General features: G+C 51.6%; 14 protein-coding genes and 1 tRNA gene. 7 read left to right on the top strand and 8 right to left on the bottom strand.

Annotation, left to right across the window (positions count from 1 at the left end; translation table 11 throughout):
* Positions 1–535: 535 nt before the first annotated feature.
* Positions 536–3,601, bottom strand: a complete 3,066-nt coding sequence (gene ppc / locus ACN4EG_RS23915) for a phosphoenolpyruvate carboxylase (RefSeq protein WP_431632781.1) — start codon at positions 3,599–3,601, stop codon at positions 536–538.
* A 236-nt stretch (positions 3,602–3,837) separates the two neighbouring features.
* Positions 3,838–4,101, bottom strand: coding sequence for a hypothetical protein (locus ACN4EG_RS23910; RefSeq protein ID WP_431632780.1), 264 nt, complete (start codon positions 4,099–4,101; stop codon positions 3,838–3,840).
* A gap of 960 nt (positions 4,102–5,061) precedes the next feature.
* On the opposite strand from ACN4EG_RS23910, the gene ACN4EG_RS23905 reads away from it, so the two are divergent.
* On the top strand, positions 5,062–8,427 hold the full coding sequence (locus tag ACN4EG_RS23905; RefSeq protein WP_431632779.1) for a hypothetical protein: 3,366 nt from the start codon (positions 5,062–5,064) through the stop codon (positions 8,425–8,427).
* Positions 8,428–8,481: 54 nt separating this feature from the next.
* Here the strand turns inward: ACN4EG_RS23905 and ACN4EG_RS23900 are convergent, their stop codons facing one another.
* Both ACN4EG_RS23900 and psbP read right to left on the bottom strand, forming a co-directional pair.
* A complete protein-coding gene (locus tag ACN4EG_RS23900; RefSeq protein ID WP_431632778.1) occupies positions 8,482–9,198 on the bottom strand; it encodes a Maf family protein in 717 nt (238 codons plus the stop codon).
* A 175-nt stretch (positions 9,199–9,373) separates the two neighbouring features.
* On the bottom strand, positions 9,374–9,988 hold the full coding sequence (gene psbP, locus ACN4EG_RS23895) for a photosystem II reaction center PsbP (RefSeq protein ID WP_431632777.1): 615 nt from the start codon (positions 9,986–9,988) through the stop codon (positions 9,374–9,376).
* Positions 9,989–10,230: 242 nt separating this feature from the next.
* On the opposite strand from psbP, the gene ACN4EG_RS23890 reads away from it, so the two are divergent.
* The 3 genes from ACN4EG_RS23890 (at position 10,231) to ACN4EG_RS23880 (ending at position 12,911) form a co-directional block, all read left to right on the top strand.
* Positions 10,231–10,857, top strand: coding sequence for a DUF3038 domain-containing protein (locus ACN4EG_RS23890; protein WP_431632776.1), 627 nt, complete (start codon positions 10,231–10,233; stop codon positions 10,855–10,857).
* Complete coding sequence (locus ACN4EG_RS23885) at positions 10,854–12,335, top strand: DUF4335 domain-containing protein (RefSeq protein ID WP_431632775.1); 1,482 nt, start codon at positions 10,854–10,856, stop codon at positions 12,333–12,335. Before ACN4EG_RS23890 ends, ACN4EG_RS23885 begins: the two co-directional genes overlap by 4 nt.
* A 219-nt stretch (positions 12,336–12,554) precedes the next feature.
* Positions 12,555–12,911 carry a DUF6464 family protein gene (locus tag ACN4EG_RS23880; RefSeq protein WP_431632774.1) on the top strand — a complete coding sequence of 119 codons (357 nt, stop codon included), beginning with the start codon at positions 12,555–12,557 and terminating at the stop codon, positions 12,909–12,911.
* A gap of 76 nt (positions 12,912–12,987) precedes the next feature.
* Here ACN4EG_RS23880 and ACN4EG_RS23875 read toward each other — a convergent pair whose 3' ends face one another.
* Complete coding sequence (locus tag ACN4EG_RS23875) at positions 12,988–13,857, bottom strand: Npun_R2479 family HD domain-containing metalloprotein (protein ID WP_431632773.1); 870 nt, start codon at positions 13,855–13,857, stop codon at positions 12,988–12,990.
* Between the two features lie 139 nt (positions 13,858–13,996).
* Here ACN4EG_RS23875 and ACN4EG_RS23870 point away from each other — a divergent pair.
* Positions 13,997–14,067: transfer RNA gene (locus tag ACN4EG_RS23870), tRNA-Gly, on the top strand.
* 164 nt (positions 14,068–14,231) lie between these two features.
* On the opposite strand, the gene ACN4EG_RS23865 is transcribed toward ACN4EG_RS23870, so the two are convergent.
* Entirely contained in the window at positions 14,232–14,966 is a 735-nt protein-coding gene (locus ACN4EG_RS23865; RefSeq protein WP_431632772.1) for a hypothetical protein, read from the bottom strand.
* A gap of 328 nt (positions 14,967–15,294) precedes the next feature.
* Positions 15,295–16,170, bottom strand: coding sequence for a HEAT repeat domain-containing protein (locus ACN4EG_RS23860; RefSeq protein ID WP_431632771.1), 876 nt, complete (start codon positions 16,168–16,170; stop codon positions 15,295–15,297).
* Positions 16,171–16,388: 218 nt separating this feature from the next.
* On the opposite strand from ACN4EG_RS23860, the gene ACN4EG_RS23855 reads away from it, so the two are divergent.
* Positions 16,389–17,075, top strand: a complete 687-nt coding sequence (locus ACN4EG_RS23855; RefSeq protein WP_431632770.1) for a hypothetical protein — start codon at positions 16,389–16,391, stop codon at positions 17,073–17,075.
* Between the two features lie 33 nt (positions 17,076–17,108).
* The gene (locus tag ACN4EG_RS23850) at positions 17,109–18,221 is read left to right on the top strand and encodes a hypothetical protein (protein ID WP_431632769.1); all 1,113 of its coding nucleotides are present in this window, start codon (positions 17,109–17,111) and stop codon (positions 18,219–18,221) included.
* A 308-nt stretch (positions 18,222–18,529) separates the two neighbouring features.
* On the opposite strand, the gene ACN4EG_RS23845 is transcribed toward ACN4EG_RS23850, so the two are convergent.
* Positions 18,530–19,393, bottom strand: an 864-nt coding sequence (locus ACN4EG_RS23845; RefSeq protein ID WP_431632767.1) for a formylglycine-generating enzyme family protein, incomplete at its 5' end; no start/stop codon positions are given.

Genomic DNA, 19,393 nt, shown 5'->3' with positions numbered 1-19,393 from the left:
GCAGCCATTTGGAATTTTGTGCATCACTACAATGCGATACGACGACGTAAGCTAGGTCTTGCTTGATGCACTATTTATTTCCCTGTCCTGCCCTTCAGGGCACTACCAATTTTCGGGAACCCAGCGACCCCATGCTTCTGACTAACCCGTCTCGCAAAAGAAGGATGTCCACGGCGATCGCTATGAGAAACTACCCTACTGACAAACCCCACCCCAAGTCAACCGTATAGTGTCAATAAATATAAACATTACCTTATTAGCAGAAAAATTCGATCGCCTGACTGACTGCATTGCCTAATCATTTCCCGAGTTGTGTACCTGTCAAAAAATTGACAAACTCTAATTATTCACTATCCCTCCCTTAGCAAGGGGGAACTTCGGCCCAATTCTTTCAAAGTCCTCCTTTTTCTTGGTAACTAAAAAAACTGTACGCCTCCCTTCCTCAGAAGTTAAACGTACAGTTCTTAAGTCACCGAAGGCTCGCAGACAATTTCGCAGACAATTTCACTCAATTGCCCACCCATTCAACAATCCATTAGCCTGTATTTCGCATTCCAGCCGCAATTCCATTAATCGTCAGCAATGCGCCCCGCAACAACTCACCCTTGCTATAGCGTGATCGCATAACACCCGTTGTCGAACTACTCTTATGTTGCCGTAAGCGTTTTAACAACGACACCTGTAGGAATCCCAAAGGCACGATCGTTCCATTGCGTAACTGCACCGATCGTTGTAAATCCGGATCGCCATCCAGTAATTTCTTGTGCCCCGTAATCGTCAGCACCACATCTCGAGTCAGATGGTACTCCTGGGCAATTTGTTCAAATAATCGCTCAAACCGCTCCCGATCTTCCGGTAATGATAACTGTTGCACATAGTGTTCTGCAATTTGCAAATCCACCTTCGCCAACGTCATTTCCACCTTAGAAATCACCATCTTAAAAAACGGCCATTTCACATAGAAATAACTGAGCAGCTTCAAATGATCTTCCTTCTCATTTAAAAACTCCTGCAATGCAGTCCCCACCCCATACCAAGCCGGTAACAAAAAGCGACTTTGTGTCCAACTAAAGACCCAAGGAATCGCCCGCAAACTGCCCAAATCCTTCTTGCCACCGCGACGGGCCGGACGCGAACTAATTTGCAATTGGCTGATTTCCTCGATCGGCGTGACTTGGTGGAAAAAGTCGATAAAATCTGGCTGCTCATAGATCAGCTTGCGGTAGTGGCAACGCGATTTCGCCGCCAACTCCTCCATGATCTGCTGCCACTCATAGATTTCATCAAACTTGGTGCCCAGCAAACTTCCTTGCAATACAGCAGTAGAAGCCGTTTCCAAGTTATACAACGCCAACTCCGGCAACGAGTACTTAGAGGCCAAAACCTCTCCCTGCTCCGTAATTTTGATACGGCCATTCATACTTGGCCCCGGTTGCGCCAAAATGGCTTCGTAGGCAGGGCCACCCCCGCGCCCCACAGAACCACCCCGGCCATGGAAAATCCGCAGCTCTGCATTATAGCGTTCAGCAATTTGCTGCAAGGCTTGCTGAGCTTTGTGAATTTCCCAGTTACTGCTAAGGAAACCAGAATCCTTGTTACTGTCGGAATAGCCCAACATCACTTCTTGGATCACCGGAATCCCATCGGTGGCTGCTTGGTTACTGGCCAGCATACTGCGATAGAACGAAAGTTCCAGCAGCTCCGTCATCACCTTAGGTGCTTTTTGTAAGTCCTCAACCGTTTCAAACAGCGGCACCACTTGCAACGTACTGGTATTGTTAGCAGGATCGTACAGTCCGGCTTCCTTGGCCAACAGCAACACTTCTAGCAGATCGCTGACATCGTGGCTCATGCTGATGATGTAGGACTTGCAAATCCCCGTACCAAATTCCCGTTGAATCGCCCGCACCATACGCAGGGTTTCGATCGCCTCCGTTGTCTTTTCACTGAAAGGCAATTCCCGAGGCACCAACGGACGGCGGGTTTTAATTTCCTGGGTTAGAAAAGCAACCCGTTCCGGCTCAGACATTTCGTTATAGGACTTGGGCAGAACTTGCAGATACTCCACAATTTCCGCGATCGTGTCAGCATGGCGGGTACTTTCCTGGCGAATGTCCAAATGGGTCAGGGTAAAGCCAAAAATTTCTGCCTGACAGATCAGGTAATCCAAATCCCGGCAACTCAACCCCGTTTCGCTCAGGTTTTTCTGAATCAGGCGCAATTCCGCCAAAAATTCCTCCCCGGATTTGTAATAAATCGCCTCATCCCAGTCAGTATTTTCCGGCTGTTGCCAATCGCCGTGGAACAGTTCCTGATTGCGATCGTGGGTATTTTCTAACCGCTTGTGAATATAAGCCAACTTAAGACGGTAGGGTTCTTGGCGATAGCGAATCGCCAAGCGCTCGTACACCTTGGGCAGCCGGACGCGATCCTGCTCTAGGGACTCCAACAGGTCCGGCATGACATCGCTCCAGTGCAGGGACAAACTGAGCAAATCGATCAGCCGTTTCACCGACTGCATATACTTTTCCAACACCAAGCGCCGCTGGTAGCAGGCCGTTTGCCAAGTCACCTGGGGCGTCACGGAAGGGTTCCCATCCCGATCGCTTCCCACCCAAGACCCAAAACGGCAGAAGTTATGGCGCGGCAACTGCATTTGCGGAAATGACATCGTCAGCGATTGCTGCATTCGTTGGAACAGCAACGGCATCGCATCAAACAGCACTTCCTGGAAATAGTGCAGGGTGTAGTCCACTTCATCCAGCACCGTCGGCTTAAACTGGTGCAATTCATCCGTCCGCCACCACAGCCGAATTTCCTCCATCAACCGATCGCGCAAACCCTGGGCTTCCCAAGAGTGAGCAGCATGGGGGCCACTACTCTCTGCCCGATCGAGTTCCCGCAATAGCTTGGCAATGCGACGTTGCTTATCTCGAATGGTGTGCCGAACAATTTCCGTAGGGTGCGCAGTAAACACCAGCCAAACTTCTAAGCGATCGACCAGTTTTTGAATTTGTTGCGGTGGCACATTCAATTTTTTCAACCGGGGAAAGAGCCACTGAAACGTTCCGACTCCTCGACGACTGGCCTGGGGATGCTGGGCTTTCTTGTGAACCAGATCGGATTCTAAACTGTTGTAGGAGTGGGGCGTCTCTCCCACCGTTTCCAGATCCCAGTAACTCCCTAGTTCATCGTCCTCTAAAATTTCCTGGGCTGCACGGTACTGAAGCTGCTGATCTCGCTGCTCGTAGTGCTGCTCCACAATGTTGATCAACTGAAAGTAGAGAGCAAAGGCCCTTGCCGCTCGAATAGCCTCATTCAGTTCTAACTGTTCCACCACCTTCAGGGCATCGGAGGCTTCCGAGTTGGCCGCTTGTCCTTCCGGAGAACAGAGGTCAAGCAGTTGGTTCAATAGGTCTACCAGTGCCTGTCCACACTCCTGCCGCAAGACCGACTCCCACAAATCCTCCACCATTTTGAGACGATGGCGCAGAAAAAGTTCTGAGGTCATGACAGTTACTTCCTCCGCAACAGTCTCCGAAACATGGATTGCAGAGAGCTGGGTGGACAACTCATCGGATGATGGGCGAATCGAACTCATAGCGGCAGTTTCAGCAGAGATACTTCATCATTGTATGGGCTTACGGGTCTTTCTCCGGCGATTGCCTAGGGGATCCCCCACCTAGGGTGTTGCAAGCATCCCGAGAAAACCACTTAAAGCCCAAAATTGTAACCAGGGCCTGCCTGCTTACCCAATCAAACCGTGGCGGCAGGCACAATCAAAGCATAGGGACGATCGCATTCCCTAGGAGATCATCGATGGCATCAGCTCTACCCCTAGGGGGGAGAATCTGAGGAGAAGGGAGAAGGTGAATCACTTTCTGTCGGCTGAAAAAAGTCCAGGTTGGGCAATCGATCGCCGCGAAAAATCTCTTCACTTAACAGGCCGAAGGATTGCAGCCCCTGGGACAGGATTCGTCCACTTTTTAGGAGCGTGAGCAGGGAGAGGGTTGCCGTACTGAGGAGCAAGTCGGATCCAATCGATCGGGGATCTCGCTCCGTGGCCATTGTGTTAAAGGGGATGCGGTGGGGACTTTGCATAGGACTACACTTTCAAATAAACCGGGCGATGCTCCCCAAGACTGTATCCAGAAATACCAGACTTCGGGATCTTGGAATTTGGATGGGTTTGATGCCGACTGGACTAGGACTCCTCAATCTGGCAATTTCCTTGCAATCCTACTGCTTACACACTGGTTGCTGGAACTGGTTACTGGAACTGGTTACTGAAACTTGCAATTAAAACTTGTGACTTCAATAAAAACTTGCGATTTAAATAAGGTAGCTGAAAACTGTAACTGAAAATTTCAGGGAAATAAATGTTAGAGAAAATAAATAACGACGCTGAAATTGATGGTTAAACCGGGTTACAGCGTCATTAACCTAGGCTAGTCAATTAGATCGAGTCAGTTAGACCGATCGCTCAAACTTACCGTGACCGCGACTGCGGTTATTGTAGATTGTTGAAACTTTCACCTCAAGTCATTTCCTCTTAAGGGATTTGCAAAGAAATAATATCCCCTCTTCATTCCCCTACCCTCCTACCCTTTTACTCTCCTACCCCTACCCAATTGGGATTTCATTTATGCGCTGTTCCCTAAGCTTCTCCCTCTAGCAAGTTCACCGCCAGCAAGTTCACCAAGATTTTCCCATAAAGTAGTAGAGGATCCAACACAAACCCTATCAGAGTAGCAATGGATCCTACATTTTCTGTACCCACAGTTTCTATCGTGTGGGTACAATGCAAATGCCACGGGAAAAAGCTACGGGAAAAAGCCACGGGAAAAAGCCACGGGAAAAGGCAATGGGGATGCAATCCAAACAATTCGATCGATTGAGAGACTGGATTCTGAGATCGGATCGAAAACTAGGGTGTATCATCTGTTGAAAACAGCCATTGCTCCCTTGCAACACTATCTGTAGGGTCGATCCACCAAACAATAAACTGGCTGTAGGGTCAGCTCTCTGATCCCATTCTGTTCAACCGAGTCGTTAATTCCGATGTTAAACCTCCCTGAGCGCCCATCTCTCCGCAACGATTCTCAAGGGTTTCCTCCATTACCCTTGGGAGAATGGCTGTCGCGTGTGTTGGAAATGCCCCAGGATGCTATTCAGGTGCGGCTACGGGGTAATAGCCTCTACATTCTTTGCCAAGCAGCCCCCTGCCCTCCACAAGCTCAGGTTCATCAACGGTTGGTCGCCGCGATCGCCCAATCTCGGTTTGAAAGTTTGTTACCCCCGGATAGCGCCATCCTGCATCGGGTGGTGGTCTATGGGCGTTGTATCGGCGACCAAAAGCCACGCTGGGCCGAGACATTAGAAATCTCTCAGATTGCCGAGCTTTGGGCTAAGCAAAAACAAGCCCAACGAGCCTCTTCAGGAGCGGCCCCTTCCAGATCGTCCAATATCCCTGCCACCCCGCCTGCCCCTTGGGAGTTATCCCCGATCGCCAACCGATCCGCCGAGACGCCCCCCGCCGAGCCACCTTCCGCCAAAACCTCTTCCGCCAAAACCTCTTCCGCCAAAACCTCTTCTGCCAAAACACCCCCAACCCCGCCATCCCGTCCCAAACCTACAGCGCAATCGCTGAAATCCCTTGCAGAAAGTGGCAAACCCTCAGCGATCGCCCATTACCTGAGCCAGCATTTAAGCCAGTACAACATTGCAGTACGGGTTAAGGCCAAGCCCATTGCGACCGAGCGATCGCCGATTCCCACAGCGCTCCTGACCCAACGCCTCTGGGTGATGTGTGAGTCCTCCTACAGCGTGGATGCCAATTTGGTCGCAGAACCGATCGCCCAGCATTTGCGGGAACTCAATCTTGACCAATTCCAAGATGCGATCGTTCTGGGCCAGGTACAAGGAGAGGCCGAACCCGATTGGACACTGCGGGTCAATCTGACCCCGACCCAGGAGATGCTGCGCCAGTGGGCCCAGTGGGGCGATCCAGCCGCATTAACGCAACTCCTCAACCAGCGGGTGACCTACGCCCACATTGACTTACAGATTGACCAGCAGGTCGATCAGACAACGCTCCATCTCCACTGTGTGGGCCACAGCGCCGCACCGGATCAAAGTCTCACCGTGGCCGCGATCGAACAGGTTCTCAACCCACTAGCTCCCCACGGCGTACAGGGTGCCAGCATTTACGGTCTTGCGGCTAAGGCATCCCAACAGCAGGCCACCTGGGTGCATTGGTTAGAACTCCCTGCGGCCAACCAGGTCGATCGGGCACAACCCGCGCAATCCCTAGCCCAACGGGGGGATCTGGGTGCGATCGCCTATCTGTTGACCCGACGACTGAATCCTAATCTGGCCCAATACCTGGCCACGGGCGGCATTCATCTACAGGTTCGGCAACGGGATTCGATCCTGCACGTGATGGCGGACTCCCTCCACTGCCCTCCGCAGAAAACCACGGTGGCCACACTGACCCAATTCTTTCGAGAAGTGCCAGTGCCAGGACTGACCGGACTGTGCTTCTATGGCCGCCGCTCGGGCCGATCGCAACCCAGTTGGCGACAAGGGGTGGATCTAGGGGCCAAGTTGCGGGTGGTGCCGGAAGCTTCCCCGGACTTTGCAGCATCGGATGCCTATGTAGGGGATCTCTTGTCGCCGCCAGGAGCGCTGGTCTGGATTCCCCGCAAGGAGCGGCAATCCTGGAGCCAGCGCTGGGAAAAATGGTCTTCAGGAATTCAGGATATCTTCCTACGATCGACCCTCTTTAGTCCCGTAGTGACCACCCAACGCCTCGTGCCCGATGCAAATCCGACGGTGGATGGTCGCTTAGCTTTGGTTTGGGGCTTGCTAGGTGTCTGCGCAGCGATCTCCACCGATTGGAGCTTAGGATTATTGTCCAAATCTCAGCTCCGTGATCCAGGCCAATCCTTTGCTTGGGGCCAACCAGAATTGAAAACCGAAACCGTCAACCTTCCTAGCCTCAGCCTCAGCAAATCCAAGTCCCCCACCGATAGCACCTTCAATGCCTCGGGGTTTACCCAAGAAGGGCCGGGGGTAATCACCGCCACTAAAACCGATTCCATGCGGCTCCACGCCAGTGATAATCCCGATCTCCCTGCTGCGCCCCTCCAAGCCAAGGCGATCGTTGATCCTAAGCAGTCCCCCTATCCCAGCTTGAACGCGGAACAGTTGGACGAGCGCTTGGCGCTGTATCAGCAGTATGTCAAACTTTCGGGGGTGCCCGATGTCTTAGTTGTAGGCAGTTCACGGGCGTTACGAGGCTTGGATCCCACCGCGCTCCAAGACGCCCTCGCCCAGGAAGGCTACCCGCATATCAAGGTTTTTAACTTCGGAGTCAACGGTGCCACGGCTCAGGTGGTGGATCTATTACTACGACGGTTAATCCCCCCCAATCAGTTACCTAAGTTAGTCATTTGGGCCGATGGTGCACGGGCCTTCAATAGTGGGCGCGTCGATGTGACATTTAACGCGATCGCAGTGTCCGATGGGTTCAAAAAACTCCCTTCGGTGGCCTTACCCACGGTAGCCAAGGCAGAAGCAGCACCAACCGCCACCCCTGAAACAGAAACGGCCAGTGCTGCGCCCAAAGCCTATCTCAAAGAGGCGTATCAAACCCTCGATAAACAACTTGCTGACGGGTTGGGCCGATTATCCGCCGCCTACGAAGCCCGATCGGCCCTGCTGACTGTCTTGCAAGCGCGCCTCTTGGGAACAGCCAAGCCCTCCTCGACGGAAAAATCGGAGGAAGCGAGCCAGAGTTTAATGATTCCCTCCAGTGGGCGCGGCTTGATTGACATCAATGGGTTCCTGCCGTTGTCCAATCAGTTTAATCCCGCCACCTATTATCAAAAATACACCCGAGTATCTGGAGCCTTTGATGGGGACTATGAGTCCTTCCAATTGCCGGGTAAGCAGGAAGAAGCACTCAAGACGATCGCGGACTACACCAAAGCCAAAAACATTTCCCTGGTCTTCGTCAACCTGCCCTTGACGATGGAATACCTCGATGTCCATCGACGGGAGTCCGAGGAAGCGTTCCAGCAATACATGACCGAAAAGGCGGCGGCTTGGGGCTTTACCTATCGCAATCTGGCCTACCAGTGGAAAACCCAGAATGAATTGTTCTCCGATCCAAGCCACTTAAATCGTTACGGAGCCTATGTGGTATCCCAGGCGATCGCAAAGGATGCGCTAATTCCCTGGGTCAAGAAATCACCGACGCAACGACCCACTTCCTTATCGGTGCCTGGAGCAGTGCCCGGAGCAGCACCAGCAGGATTGCCTTCCCCCACGGCGTTACCTCAACCAGCGGGACTCCCGCAACCTTGGCCCCAAGCACCCACAGGTGAGAATCCTAGCGGACTATCGTCCAATCTCGATCGTTAGGCTCGATCGATCGAACCCTCAGATGTTTAGAACTCGGGCTCGATCGCGCATTTTTTAGGCTTTCCAGAAATCGGTAATGCTGTAACCCGCTTCCTGGAGCATGGTACGCAACAGCGGCATACAGAGGCCAATCACATTGGTGTGGCAGCCCTCAATTTTTTCCACAAAGACACTGCCCTTGCCTTCGATCGCAAAACACCCTGCGCAGTTTAAAGGCTCTCCCGTGGCTACATAGTCAGCAATTTCTGCATCACTAGGATTGGCGAAAAACACCTTGGTGACTTGATATTTCACGACCTGAAAGGTGGGTTCCAGATGCGCTGGATCGCGATAGGCTCCCGCTAAAACATGGCCTGTATACAGGTCTCCCACTTGGCCGCGCATTTGTTTCCAACGATCGATCGCTTCCTCCGGACTATCCGGCTTACCGTGGATTTCCCCCCCGATCGCCAAAACCGAATCACAGCCCAGCATGACCCCCGGCTGATCACTAAAAAAGCCCCCCGGCGCACTCCCTCGGTTCAACCAAAGTTTCTGCAAACTGGCATTGAGCTTCTGACGGGCCAGTTCCTGAACCAGTTCAGCAGGATCGGATAGCTGAATCTGATCTTCATCAAAATCACTGGGGTAAACGAACGGATCAATCCCTGCAAGTTGCAATAAACGGCGACGGGCGGGCGATGCAGAGGCTAAAACAAACGGAATGGGCATAGACACAGAAAAATCTTGAATTTGACCAGAAACGGGTCGGCTCAGGCCAACATCATGCATGGAGAGGCTCAGTTTCAACCACCAGCCTCTTCATCATGACGCAAAACCCTCCAGCAAAAACTCGATCAAGAAAATCCCGATCGAGCCAAAATTCTAATCTTCAAACTGGCCGTCACACCAAAATCAGTGAAATATAGGTGACAGTGAAATTAGGTGACAGTGAAATTCAGTGAAATTAGTTGACGTTGAACGATCGCACAGATTTTTCCAGCAGAGGCTGCATGGTTTCCCACCGATCCTCCGGCGTTGAAGCATTGAAGGTAAAGAGCTTACCCCGACTGACCACCGCACTGGCTAAGTTGTGCCGCTGTTGCCCACTCGGGAGTTTCACCAAGTACTCCAACAGGTAATAGGCTTTGTCTCCCAACTGTGCTTCTTGGGCATTGACCAATTCTGCGGTGCGCCCCGAGCCTTCCGGTGCCAGGGCATTCTTGCCAATCTGATACCCCACATCCGTTGGACTGCCGAGATCCTGTAACTTCTTCTGGCCGGCCACTGGGTTAATTACAACACTGACATTTTCCGTCTGCTCAATAATGTCGTGAAATACAATATCAGCATTGGAGACCTTCACTTCCACCCAACCCGTAGGATACAGGAAGCGATAGCCATCTAAACTATCCGAAAAACTTTGAAGTCCGTTCACCCCTACCGCAGCACAGCCTTGGACGCAAAGCGTCACAATGAGAAATAGGCTGAGGACTAATTGCCGGGATACCTGCCGAGATACTTGCCGGGATACGTTTTGAAACAATTGCCGAGACAGTTGGAATAGTTGCTTTGTGACCATCTTTGTGACCATCGCTGAAACTGGTTGCCTCGATCGAGGTAAACAACGTTTTCTATTCTCCCATGTCCTCGGAGAAAGATTTTCGGTCAGGCTATCCCGATTCCGGTAGAATGCTGCTGGAAGTTAAGCAAGATATGTAATCAGCGCGGTAGAAACTCGATCCTTCTGCCCATGCTAAGAACAAATCTTTTCGGCAATCGTCATGAAAAATGATTGCTAGAAGATCGTCCTCTACCGCCCGTGTGAGTGTTTCTGTGAGCGTAATGCAGTTGAACAATCCCTCTGCTCCATCCACGCCGATCATCCTCGACAGCTTACCGGATCCGCCCTTATTGGATGGGTTGTGTCCGCGTCGTACCCGATCGCAGATTGATCTGCTGTTGTTAGCGATCGAAGCGTTAGATTTAACGGGGTCGGAGGCGATCTTGATTGTGGCGCGAGATCTGGAGTTGAAAAGCGTGATTCCCGATCGGGTTACCCTGTGGCGGCTCCGCAGCACCAATCCCATGCGCCGCACCAATCAACGCCGATCGCTATCCATCCTAGAAGCCAAGGCACTCGTTATTATTCTTTGCTATTTGACGCGGCGGTTGACCGTCGTGGTTCGGCAACTCCTGCTGACGTACCATCAACTCTCAGAAAAGCAAAAGTCTCCCACCGAAGATTTTTATCTTGCGGCCTACCTAGAACGCTTTCGGACTCATTTTCGATCGCGCATGAACCCCCGGCGGGCAGCCGTTTTGGCCTATAGTACCGACGAAAGTTTAAATCAGTTAGCTGTGGAATTATTAGGTCAGTTGTTATTTTGCACAGGCACGTCTGGAATGCAGCGGTTGTGGATTAGCCTGTTTGATGGAGAAGTGGCATGAGTACGATTCAGCGGCAATATAGCCTACCCAACTGCACCCTCATTTTGGAGGGTTTTCGGGATATGGCCAACTTCAATCCCGCCGAGTTGCGTCCTGTGATGTCTTTGCTGCTCAATGCAGAATGCCATTTGGAAGGGATCCAGACTCCCCTCGTGGGAGGCCGGGAGTTTTTTGAAAGCTTAGTAACTTCTGTTAGCCTGTACGCCCAGGAATGTCTGAGTGGAGTGCATTTACCGAATCACCTCTACAGCGACAAAACTGGATTAGTTCAGGTTCAGCGCACGGGGCCAGACACCCATCAGATTACCTACCGTGCCGAACCGACCGAAGCAGGGAACACTCCGGAGCCGACCGTTGTTAACTTGACTACGGTGCAATTGTTTGATCTCGTCGAAGCGATCGATCAGTTTGTGGCCGACACCCAAACCCTGCCATTCTGGTCATTAAATTTGGCCCCAGTTCCCAAAAAATATGCCCCTCGGACAGCCAGTGCGCAGCAGATAGTCCCAGCAGCGATCGGGGTCTCGAGTTTGGCCTTGGCGGGGGCAGCATTATTTGCCATGCCCACCCCAGAGTTTCGTCAACCCCAAAACTTTAGACCGGGTAGTCAACCTAGCCCAACGGCGTCCGCCAGTGCTAGCCCGTCGCCCAGTCCTTCCAGTACAGCACCGGACTTATCGCAACTGGAAACGGCGCTGGATAAGGTCCCGCCCATTACCGATCCTGAAGAAATTGCCAAGTTGCAGGCAGGCTTAGAAGAAAAACTGAAGTCGCAGTATTCTGCGGCGGCGCAGGTGCCCGAAGCGCTGGTCTATCGAGTCAGTGTGGGCAAAGATGGCAACATTGTGGGTTACAAAGATCAAAATGAAGCAGCCCTGAAAAATTCTGCGAAAACGCCGTTGCCCAGGTTGCTGGTTAAACCCGTGCCAGGACAGCCCGTTGCCGAAGCGATCGCTCAGTATCGGGTCAGCTTCCAACCCGATGGTTCCCTAGAAGTGGTCCCCTGGGAAACTGAAACAGCAGCCAGTCCAACACCTAGTCCCAGCGAAAGTCCCAACGAAAGTCCCAGTACCAGCCCCAGCGAAAGCCCATCCCCTAGTCCTGAAGTCTCCACCAGTCCCTCGCCGTTTCCCGTTGCCAGCCCAGAGTCCGGAGAGGTAACGGAAATTACCGCCTCTGCTGACATCGAGACCTTACAACCTAAGTTAAGGGAACAGGTGGTTAAGGCTTGGACGGATCCGCTTACCTTTAATGACGACTTGCAATTCCGGGTACGGGTCGATAAAGCAGGCAACATTCTTGATTTTCAGCCCTATAACCGCGCGGCTCGAGATAATGTGAATGTGACGCCCTTACCTCGGCTGGGCAAAGAAGCGACAGCAGATCAAACGCCTTCCCAGTCCTTTGCAACGTTTAAGGTTGTATTTCGGCCCAATGGACGGCTAGAAGTGAGTCCCTGGCATGGATACGTTAATTAGTAATAAGGCTGACTAAAATTCCTCGGTTTTCTTGCCGAATCGACTTGGGACAGTTGAGTTACTATCAAGTTAACGATCGTACAAGTTAACGATCGTAGCTGTCGCCACCATCACGTTTGATGGGTTTTGGCATCGGCTTATGCGATCACGAGTTGCTAGGATGGCAGCAGCGCGATCGTTCGCTTGTTCGTTATGTCGCCCACATCAGCTTAAGTTTCTATGGAGCAGCCTTCATTGCCCACCGAGGTCATTCTCCAGGCATCCCAAAAGTCCTTGGGGAATGTCTACCTCGATTGGACACCTCAACCAGGAGCCTACCTCAACCTCGAAGGTCAGACCTATACGGTGCTAGAACGCCGCCATCGCTATCAGTTCACAGCAGGACGCTATCGTCTCCATAAGATAGCGATCTACGTACAAAGTTCGGCCTGCCCAGAGGAACGAAGTTTGATCGAGGGGCGATGGGTGATGGGGGATGCCAGTTGCCAGTACAATGCGCGATCGGAACTCTTGCGGTGCGCAGTGAATACCTTTGGGCCTTGTCAAGGGTGCCCGTTCTATATCCCTCGGGCATAGCTTGCGCTTGGTTTGACGCAGCGCGATCGTGCTAGTCCCATGGGATCGCGTCATCTGCGGCTGGGTCAGAGATCGCTTAATCCATCAGGGATTTATGGTTGAACATATATTCTCCATCCAGAGTTTCATGTTCAATCACAAAAACATTGGAGTAGAGATTGGCAATAATTTGCTTGCCCTGCTGGGTGAGGGAAAGATAGCGTAGGCCATCTTGGATATAGGGATAAACCCCTTTCCAGTAGAAGCGTGGGTAGTTTTTCCGCAGATCGCCGGGGTTACGGTAGCCCAGTAGTTTATTGACTCCGGTTTCTTCAAACTCGTAAAACAATGCGCTAATTTTCTTGAGATAGCGGGGATCACTCAACTGGCCAATGAGATCGGATCCGCGAATCAAGCCAGGATAATCATCGGTAGTTTGATGGTCTTCCGCCGAGGGTACCGGGAAACGGGTTAGTTCAATATTGCGTTTAATCGCTTCAGCATCGATCAGGCGATGATTGCCAAAGCGCTCATCAATAAACAGTTTTGCCCGATCGACATGGTAAGGCGTCAGCGCTGCATCGGTGGCACCATGGGGCAGTTGGATCATTTCTTCCCCGATCCCGGTGGCATACCAGCCTTTGCGATCGGCGCGACAGACACCTTTTACATAACCGATGTCGTGGCAGACCAGGGAAATTATAAAGTGTAGCCAATCTTCACAGGAAACGCCCCCTTCCCGAATTTGTCGGCCCCGTAGCACTTCTTGGCCAACTAAGGTCACGAGAATCGAGTGCTCCACATTGTGGTAGAGAGCATCACTGTTCGCGACGTTCTCCATCGCCATGGCACCCACCCAGCCAATAATTTCTTCATAGTCACATTTGAGGCCGCCGTAGGTGCGTCGGTAGCCTTCGCGCAACTTTTTTACAAAGTCGTCAATTAGTAGTTCAGTTGCATTAAACATTCCGTATAGCCGTATAGCTAGGTGCTAGGTGATGTTCCTATTGTTCCCCGTGGGTGATGTTCCTATTGTTCCCAGAAATTTGTTAGACAAATGGTGTCCCAATAAAATTTGAATTTGGTATAATCTGATAGATAGCTACGCGGGTATAGTTTAGTGGTAAAACGAAAGCTTCCCAAGCTTTAGTTGCGGGTTCGATTCCCGCTACCCGCTTTCTCCATTCTTTCACAATTCCTATTTAGCATCAGGACGTAAGATCTGATTCAGGGTTAGTTGAATTTGAGCAGCACGATCGCTGAGAGGTGAGATTCCGTCTGGAAGGCTAGTTCGATCGTACTGCTTTCCGTGCAATCATTTCAGTGCAATCAATCCTGGGACTAGCGTCTATATTTGCTACGGCAGGGAACATTCACCACGCGGCGGGGCAAGGTTTTAGAAATAGATGTATAGCGATCGACGATATCAACATTGACTGTAAATTCGCCGGATTCTATGACGACATTGCCCCGTTTAATTTGGTAGGCCATCAGGTTCTGGCCTTTGAGGACGGCTAAATGTTTGCTGTGGTGGTCATCGCCAGGAGACAGATTGAAGTCTTCGGAACGGGATCCCGCATCGTATTCCCGATCGGTATAGGGGGCGGGATTACTGCCGATCGTTTGGTTGCGCACGATGACCCGCAAGCCTGGGGCGGGAGGGGTCGTGGGGGAAATAAAGAAGGCTTTGAGACGGGGGGTGTTTTGGCGGTAGGGGGCCACATTTTGGGAAGAGACTAGGACGGGTGGGCCATAGCTAGATTCGCCGGGATAGCTAGCCCAGGTGGGATCCCAATCGGAATCGTGGTTGTCGTAGTAGTAATCGTCACTTTTGTAGCGGCGATCGCGGTCATGGCGATCGCGACGATAGTTTTTATGATCTCGATTCCGAGGGCAATATTCTCTGCGGTACTCAACCCCCGTTTGTCGATAGATGGTTTCGTGGTTGACCCAGCTTTGGTATAGGGTGGCTTGGTTGAGTTGGGTAGATTGTTCAAATCGCAGGCCCACTTCGGCGGATGACGGAGGAACCCGATCGCGGGGGAAGTCTGTGGCGATCGCGGACTGGGGGGACAAGGCAAGAGGGCACAGAATACTGAGTAGCGCCAGGGAGGAGAATGCCCTTGGGGAACCTGAAAATTTGGGGGAATGGGTTACAAGTTTCATGGCAACTAGCTAGGAGTGTCACGGTCGATAGGATGGAATAGCACTGACGTTAACCAAAATATGCACCCAAGGAATTGACCTATTTCTTGACCTATTTCTATTGTGAATTTCCGATGGCGAATTGTGTTGTGAATTGCATTTTGGGCAAGGCGATGGAGATTGGCTGGAACTCGGGTGGGGCAGGGCGGAAAGGTTAGGGTTAATTTCTAGGCTTAATTTCTAGGCTTAATTTTGGGGCTTAATTTCTCAGTTGTTTGAGGTGTTTGAGGGTTACGGCAGCCCGATCGCGCACTTCTGGATGGGCGTCTTTGAGCAAAGGAGTGATGTGAGGGAGGGCAGATTGAGCGGTTTTGCCTAACCATTCCAAGGTATAGAGGGTGTTGATGCGGACGCCGGGGTTGGCATGTTTTAGCAAGGGCAGGATTTTTGGGAGGGCGGGTTTGGCGGATTCCTCAAGGCTACCCAGAACTTGGGCGGAGCCAAGGCTAACGACGAGATCCGGATCTTGCAGGAGGGAAATGAGGTGGGGCAAGACAGATTGGAGTGCACGATCGTGGGTTTTGAGAACAAGGTTGATTTGGCCGAGGGTATAGAGTCCGGTTAAACGTCGATCGCTATCCGGGTCTTTCAGCAATGACAGGATTTCTGGCAGCGCCAATTTGGCTGCGTTGCCCATAGAACCCAACGCATCTGCGGTGCTCCGACGCACGTCACGATCGGAGTCTTTCAGCAAAGGCACTAACTGGGGCACGGTGGATTGGGCGACGGTTCCCATTTGACCTAGGGTATAGGCGGCATAAAAGCGAATGCCTGGGTTGGAATCGGTCAGCAGTGGGAGGATGTGGGGGATGGCGGGTTGACCGATCGCAGCTAGTTTCTTGCTGAGGGTCGTGCGATCGTCTGGTTGAGTTTTTAAGGCTTGGATTAATTGCTGAATTTCTTGGGGAATGTTTCGGGTGCTTTCCTGGGGGGCGTGGATGGTGTGTTCCAGTTTGGCTTGGCTGGTAGGGGGGGCTGCGATGGAGGCAGATTGGCTGATGTTACTGCATCCGATCGCGAGTAATAGATTGCATCCAAGGATGGGGAAGATTTGCAGTTGAGACTGGGTCAGCATGGTCGCGCTTGTTATACGTTCTACAGGTAGCTTTTTCACTCTATTTCTTGCTGATTCGGGAACTTATGCATTCGAGGCGTTGCAAGAGTCAGTAGAGTGGCGACTGTGGGAGTCTGAAAACGGCTATTTTTCTAACAATTCGAGACCATTTTGGGGCGGGTCGATTATTGTAAGGGAGAAGGAATGCATGCCAGTTAATGCCATTTTTCAGTTGAATTATGCCACAACGAAAATCCTCAAAAGGTCACTGTATTTTTTGTCAAAAAGAATTTTCAAAAGTTAGCATCACCAAGCATCTTGCCACCTGTGCGGAGCGCACAAAAGCGATCGAACGAGCCAACGCAGGCAAGGGAACAGCGGAAATGCTCTTTCATTTACGGGTGCAAGACGCCTACCGGAAAGAATTTTGGTTGGATTTGGAAATGCGATCGACTAAATCCTTAAAGGACTTAGACACGTACCTCCGGGGCATTTGGCTGGAATGTTGTGGGCACTTGAGCGAATTTCTGCTGGGAACGGGTCGGTTTGCCAGCCAGATTGGGAAACAACGCAAACTCCAGGACGTGTTTCAACGCACAGATACCTTGTCGCATATTTACGATTTTGGAACGTCTTCTGAAACGATCGTGAAATTGGTGGCAGTCCGGGAAGGCAAGCCTTTGACGAGTAAACCGATCTTACTCATGGCGCGAAATCAGCGGCCCGAGGCAACATGCATTGAATGCGATCAACCGGCTGAGTACCTTTGTCAAGAATGCTTGATTGAAGACGAGGTGTGGGGAACGTTGTGTGCGGAGCATGTCGAAAGCCATCCCCATGATGGCTATGGAGATCCGATTCCGTTAGTGAATTCACCCCGTTTAGGTATGTGTGGTTACGATGGTCTCGCTGACCCGCCTTATTAAGAGAAGTGCATTTAAATCATTGGTCATTTGGCGATGAGTGAATTTCAATTTTACGAGTTTCAAGCCATCGATCGGCCCCTCAGCGCGACGGATAAGCAGCATGTGCAAAGTCTGTCCAGTCGCGTCAAATTAACTGGAACTAATGCTCAGTTTGTCTATCACTATGGAGATTTTCGAGGCGATCCTGAAAAATTGCTCGATCGTTGTTTTGACTTGATGGTTTACGTTGCCAATTTTGGCATTCGTCAATTGATGATTCGATTCCCTAAGAACTTGGTCGATCGAAGCATCTTTGACCCTTACTGTGTTGAGGATTGCATTGAAGTTAAGGTAACTACCAAGTCGATCATTTTAAATATTGGGATTCATCAGGAGAATTACTATGGTTGGCTGGAGGAAACCAGTTATGCCGCTGATTTATTAGCTTTGCGGGAAGATTTAATCCAAGGCGATTTGCGAGTGTTGTACCTGGCTTGGCTGGCGGCGGGGTTTGGAGAAGACATCCCGGAAGATCCTGAAGATTTGATCGAACCGCCCGTGCCTGCTAATTTGAAAAAACTCTCTCCGGCCCTGAAAGCTTTTGCTGCATTATTTGAGATTGATGCAGATTTGATTGGTGCGGCGGCTCAGGCAAGTAAGGCAGGCACCGCTCCTACGGAACCGATCGCTGAGTGGGTGGCGGCGTTACCGGAGGCCGATCGGAATGCCTATCTGGTGCGGGCGGCGGCAGGGGAACCGATCGGTGGCGAGCTATTGCTGGATTTGCGTCAGCGCTTTGGTCAATCCGCCACCGTCAGCTCAACCTCTCCGGGTCGGAGTTTGGCGGAATTGGTGGAGTTGGCAACATCCACCCAGAAGACGCGGGAAGCCAAAGCCCGGAAAGCCGCCGCTGCTGCACGGCAGAAGTATCTGCAAGAAATTGCGCCTCAAGCGGACCAACTTTGGCAGCAGGCCATGCAATTGATTGAACTTAAACAATCAAAACCCTACGATGAAGCGGTGGCGCATCTGGTGGATTTGCGGGATGTGGCAGCCATGCAAGGCAAGTTGGATGCCTTTCTCAAGCGAATTCAGGATTTACATGCAAAATACCCAACTCGATCGGGATTATTGAATCGACTTAGGGAGGCCAACTTGCTGAAATAGATTGATTTATCACTGCGACAGATTCGATCGCCCCTAGCCCCCCTTATTAAGGGGGGCAGGAGAAAATAGAAGAAAATAGAAGGAAAGTTCCTATAATTTCTATTTTTTGATTGATTGACTCAAAGTCCCCCTTATTAAGGGGGATTTAGGGGGATCGGCGATTTGCAATCGCTAAGATGATTGTCCCAACCATCTTAGCGATTGCTATAAACAGGATCGATCGCCGCGATGTTTCAAAATTTTCGATTCTCTGCGAGAGGCTACGCCAACGCGCTTCGCGCGATAAGAGAGGGGAAAGAGAAAGAAGACTAGAGGGCTAAAGGGTAGGAGGGGAAAGGGTTACAGAAAGTCCTGGGAAAGACAAACAATACGAAAACCGTAGTAGATGACAAGGAGCGCGAGGATGTCGTTGTCGCGCGTGGCGGACGGCAATACCTCGGAGCGCTGATCCAGGAACCGCCCCGAATCACCTTCCTAGCTTGCTTTTCAGCGTTTTTCCCTACCCAAGCGCTGCCATCCGTTGGCGCACGGTTGTAATTGCTATGCCAATCATCTAGACACCATTCCCAAATATTGCCATGCAGGTCATACAACCCCCAGGCATTGGCGGGGAAAGTTCCCACAGGTGAGGTGCTTTGTTCAAATTTCTGTTTTTTGACGGGGGTATCGGCATACACTTGTGACCAGTCGTATCGAGCCAGTTCTGGGGTGAGGGTTTGGCCGCAGTGGAAGGGGGTGGTCGTACCTGCACGACAGGCGTATTCCCATTGGGCTTCTGTGGGTAGGGTGTAGCGACGATCGGTGTGGTGACTGAGCCGATCGCAGAATTCGATCGCGTCTGCCCAGGAAACTCGTTCAACGGGGTGGCGATCGCCTTGAAAGTGTGATGGATTGGGTTTAAGTTCGCGCTGGACGGGTTGCCAGCCTGCTACGATGCGCCATTGGGCTTGGGTAATGGGATATTGCCCCATGCAGAAGGCGGTTAGGGTCACGGAGTGCTGCGGGCCTTCAGTCTTAAATCTCTGCGGTTCATCAGCGGGGGAACCCATCAGGAAGCTGCCGCCAGGGATGAACACGAGGGGGATGTCAATGCCGTCGGCGAGGGGTTCGGTGTAGCCTTGGGTGATGGTGATTGCCATGGCGGAAGGGGGTGGAGGGGTGAAGGGTGGGAG

This window comes from Alkalinema pantanalense CENA528 (genome assembly GCF_050753345.1).
Lineage (GTDB): Bacteria > Cyanobacteriota > Cyanobacteriia > Leptolyngbyales > Leptolyngbyaceae > Alkalinema > Alkalinema pantanalense.
Note: the sequence above shows the minus strand (reverse complement) of the source record. Positions and strands in the feature narration are given on the sequence as shown.

Excerpts from the sequence above, each read along its gene's own strand:
- ACN4EG_RS23860 (WP_431632771.1), bottom strand. The coding sequence starts at position 16,170 with ATGCTGACCCAGTCTCAACTGCAAATCTTCCCCATCCTTGGATGCAAT.
- ACN4EG_RS23850 (WP_431632769.1), top strand. The coding sequence starts at position 17,109 with ATGAGTGAATTTCAATTTTACGAGTTTCAAGCCATCGATCGGCCCCTC.
- ACN4EG_RS23885 (WP_431632775.1), top strand. The coding sequence starts at position 10,854 with ATGAGTACGATTCAGCGGCAATATAGCCTACCCAACTGCACCCTCATT.
- ACN4EG_RS23905 (WP_431632779.1), top strand. The coding sequence starts at position 5,062 with ATGTTAAACCTCCCTGAGCGCCCATCTCTCCGCAACGATTCTCAAGGG.
- psbP (WP_431632777.1), bottom strand. The coding sequence starts at position 9,988 with ATGGTCACAAAGCAACTATTCCAACTGTCTCGGCAATTGTTTCAAAAC.
- ACN4EG_RS23900 (WP_431632778.1), bottom strand. The coding sequence starts at position 9,198 with ATGCATGATGTTGGCCTGAGCCGACCCGTTTCTGGTCAAATTCAAGAT.
- ACN4EG_RS23910 (WP_431632780.1), bottom strand. The coding sequence starts at position 4,101 with ATGCAAAGTCCCCACCGCATCCCCTTTAACACAATGGCCACGGAGCGA.
- ACN4EG_RS23855 (WP_431632770.1), top strand. The coding sequence starts at position 16,389 with ATGCCACAACGAAAATCCTCAAAAGGTCACTGTATTTTTTGTCAAAAA.
- ACN4EG_RS23880 (WP_431632774.1), top strand. The coding sequence starts at position 12,555 with ATGGAGCAGCCTTCATTGCCCACCGAGGTCATTCTCCAGGCATCCCAA.
- ACN4EG_RS23875 (WP_431632773.1), bottom strand. The coding sequence starts at position 13,857 with ATGTTTAATGCAACTGAACTACTAATTGACGACTTTGTAAAAAAGTTG.
- ppc (WP_431632781.1), bottom strand. The coding sequence starts at position 3,601 with ATGAGTTCGATTCGCCCATCATCCGATGAGTTGTCCACCCAGCTCTCT.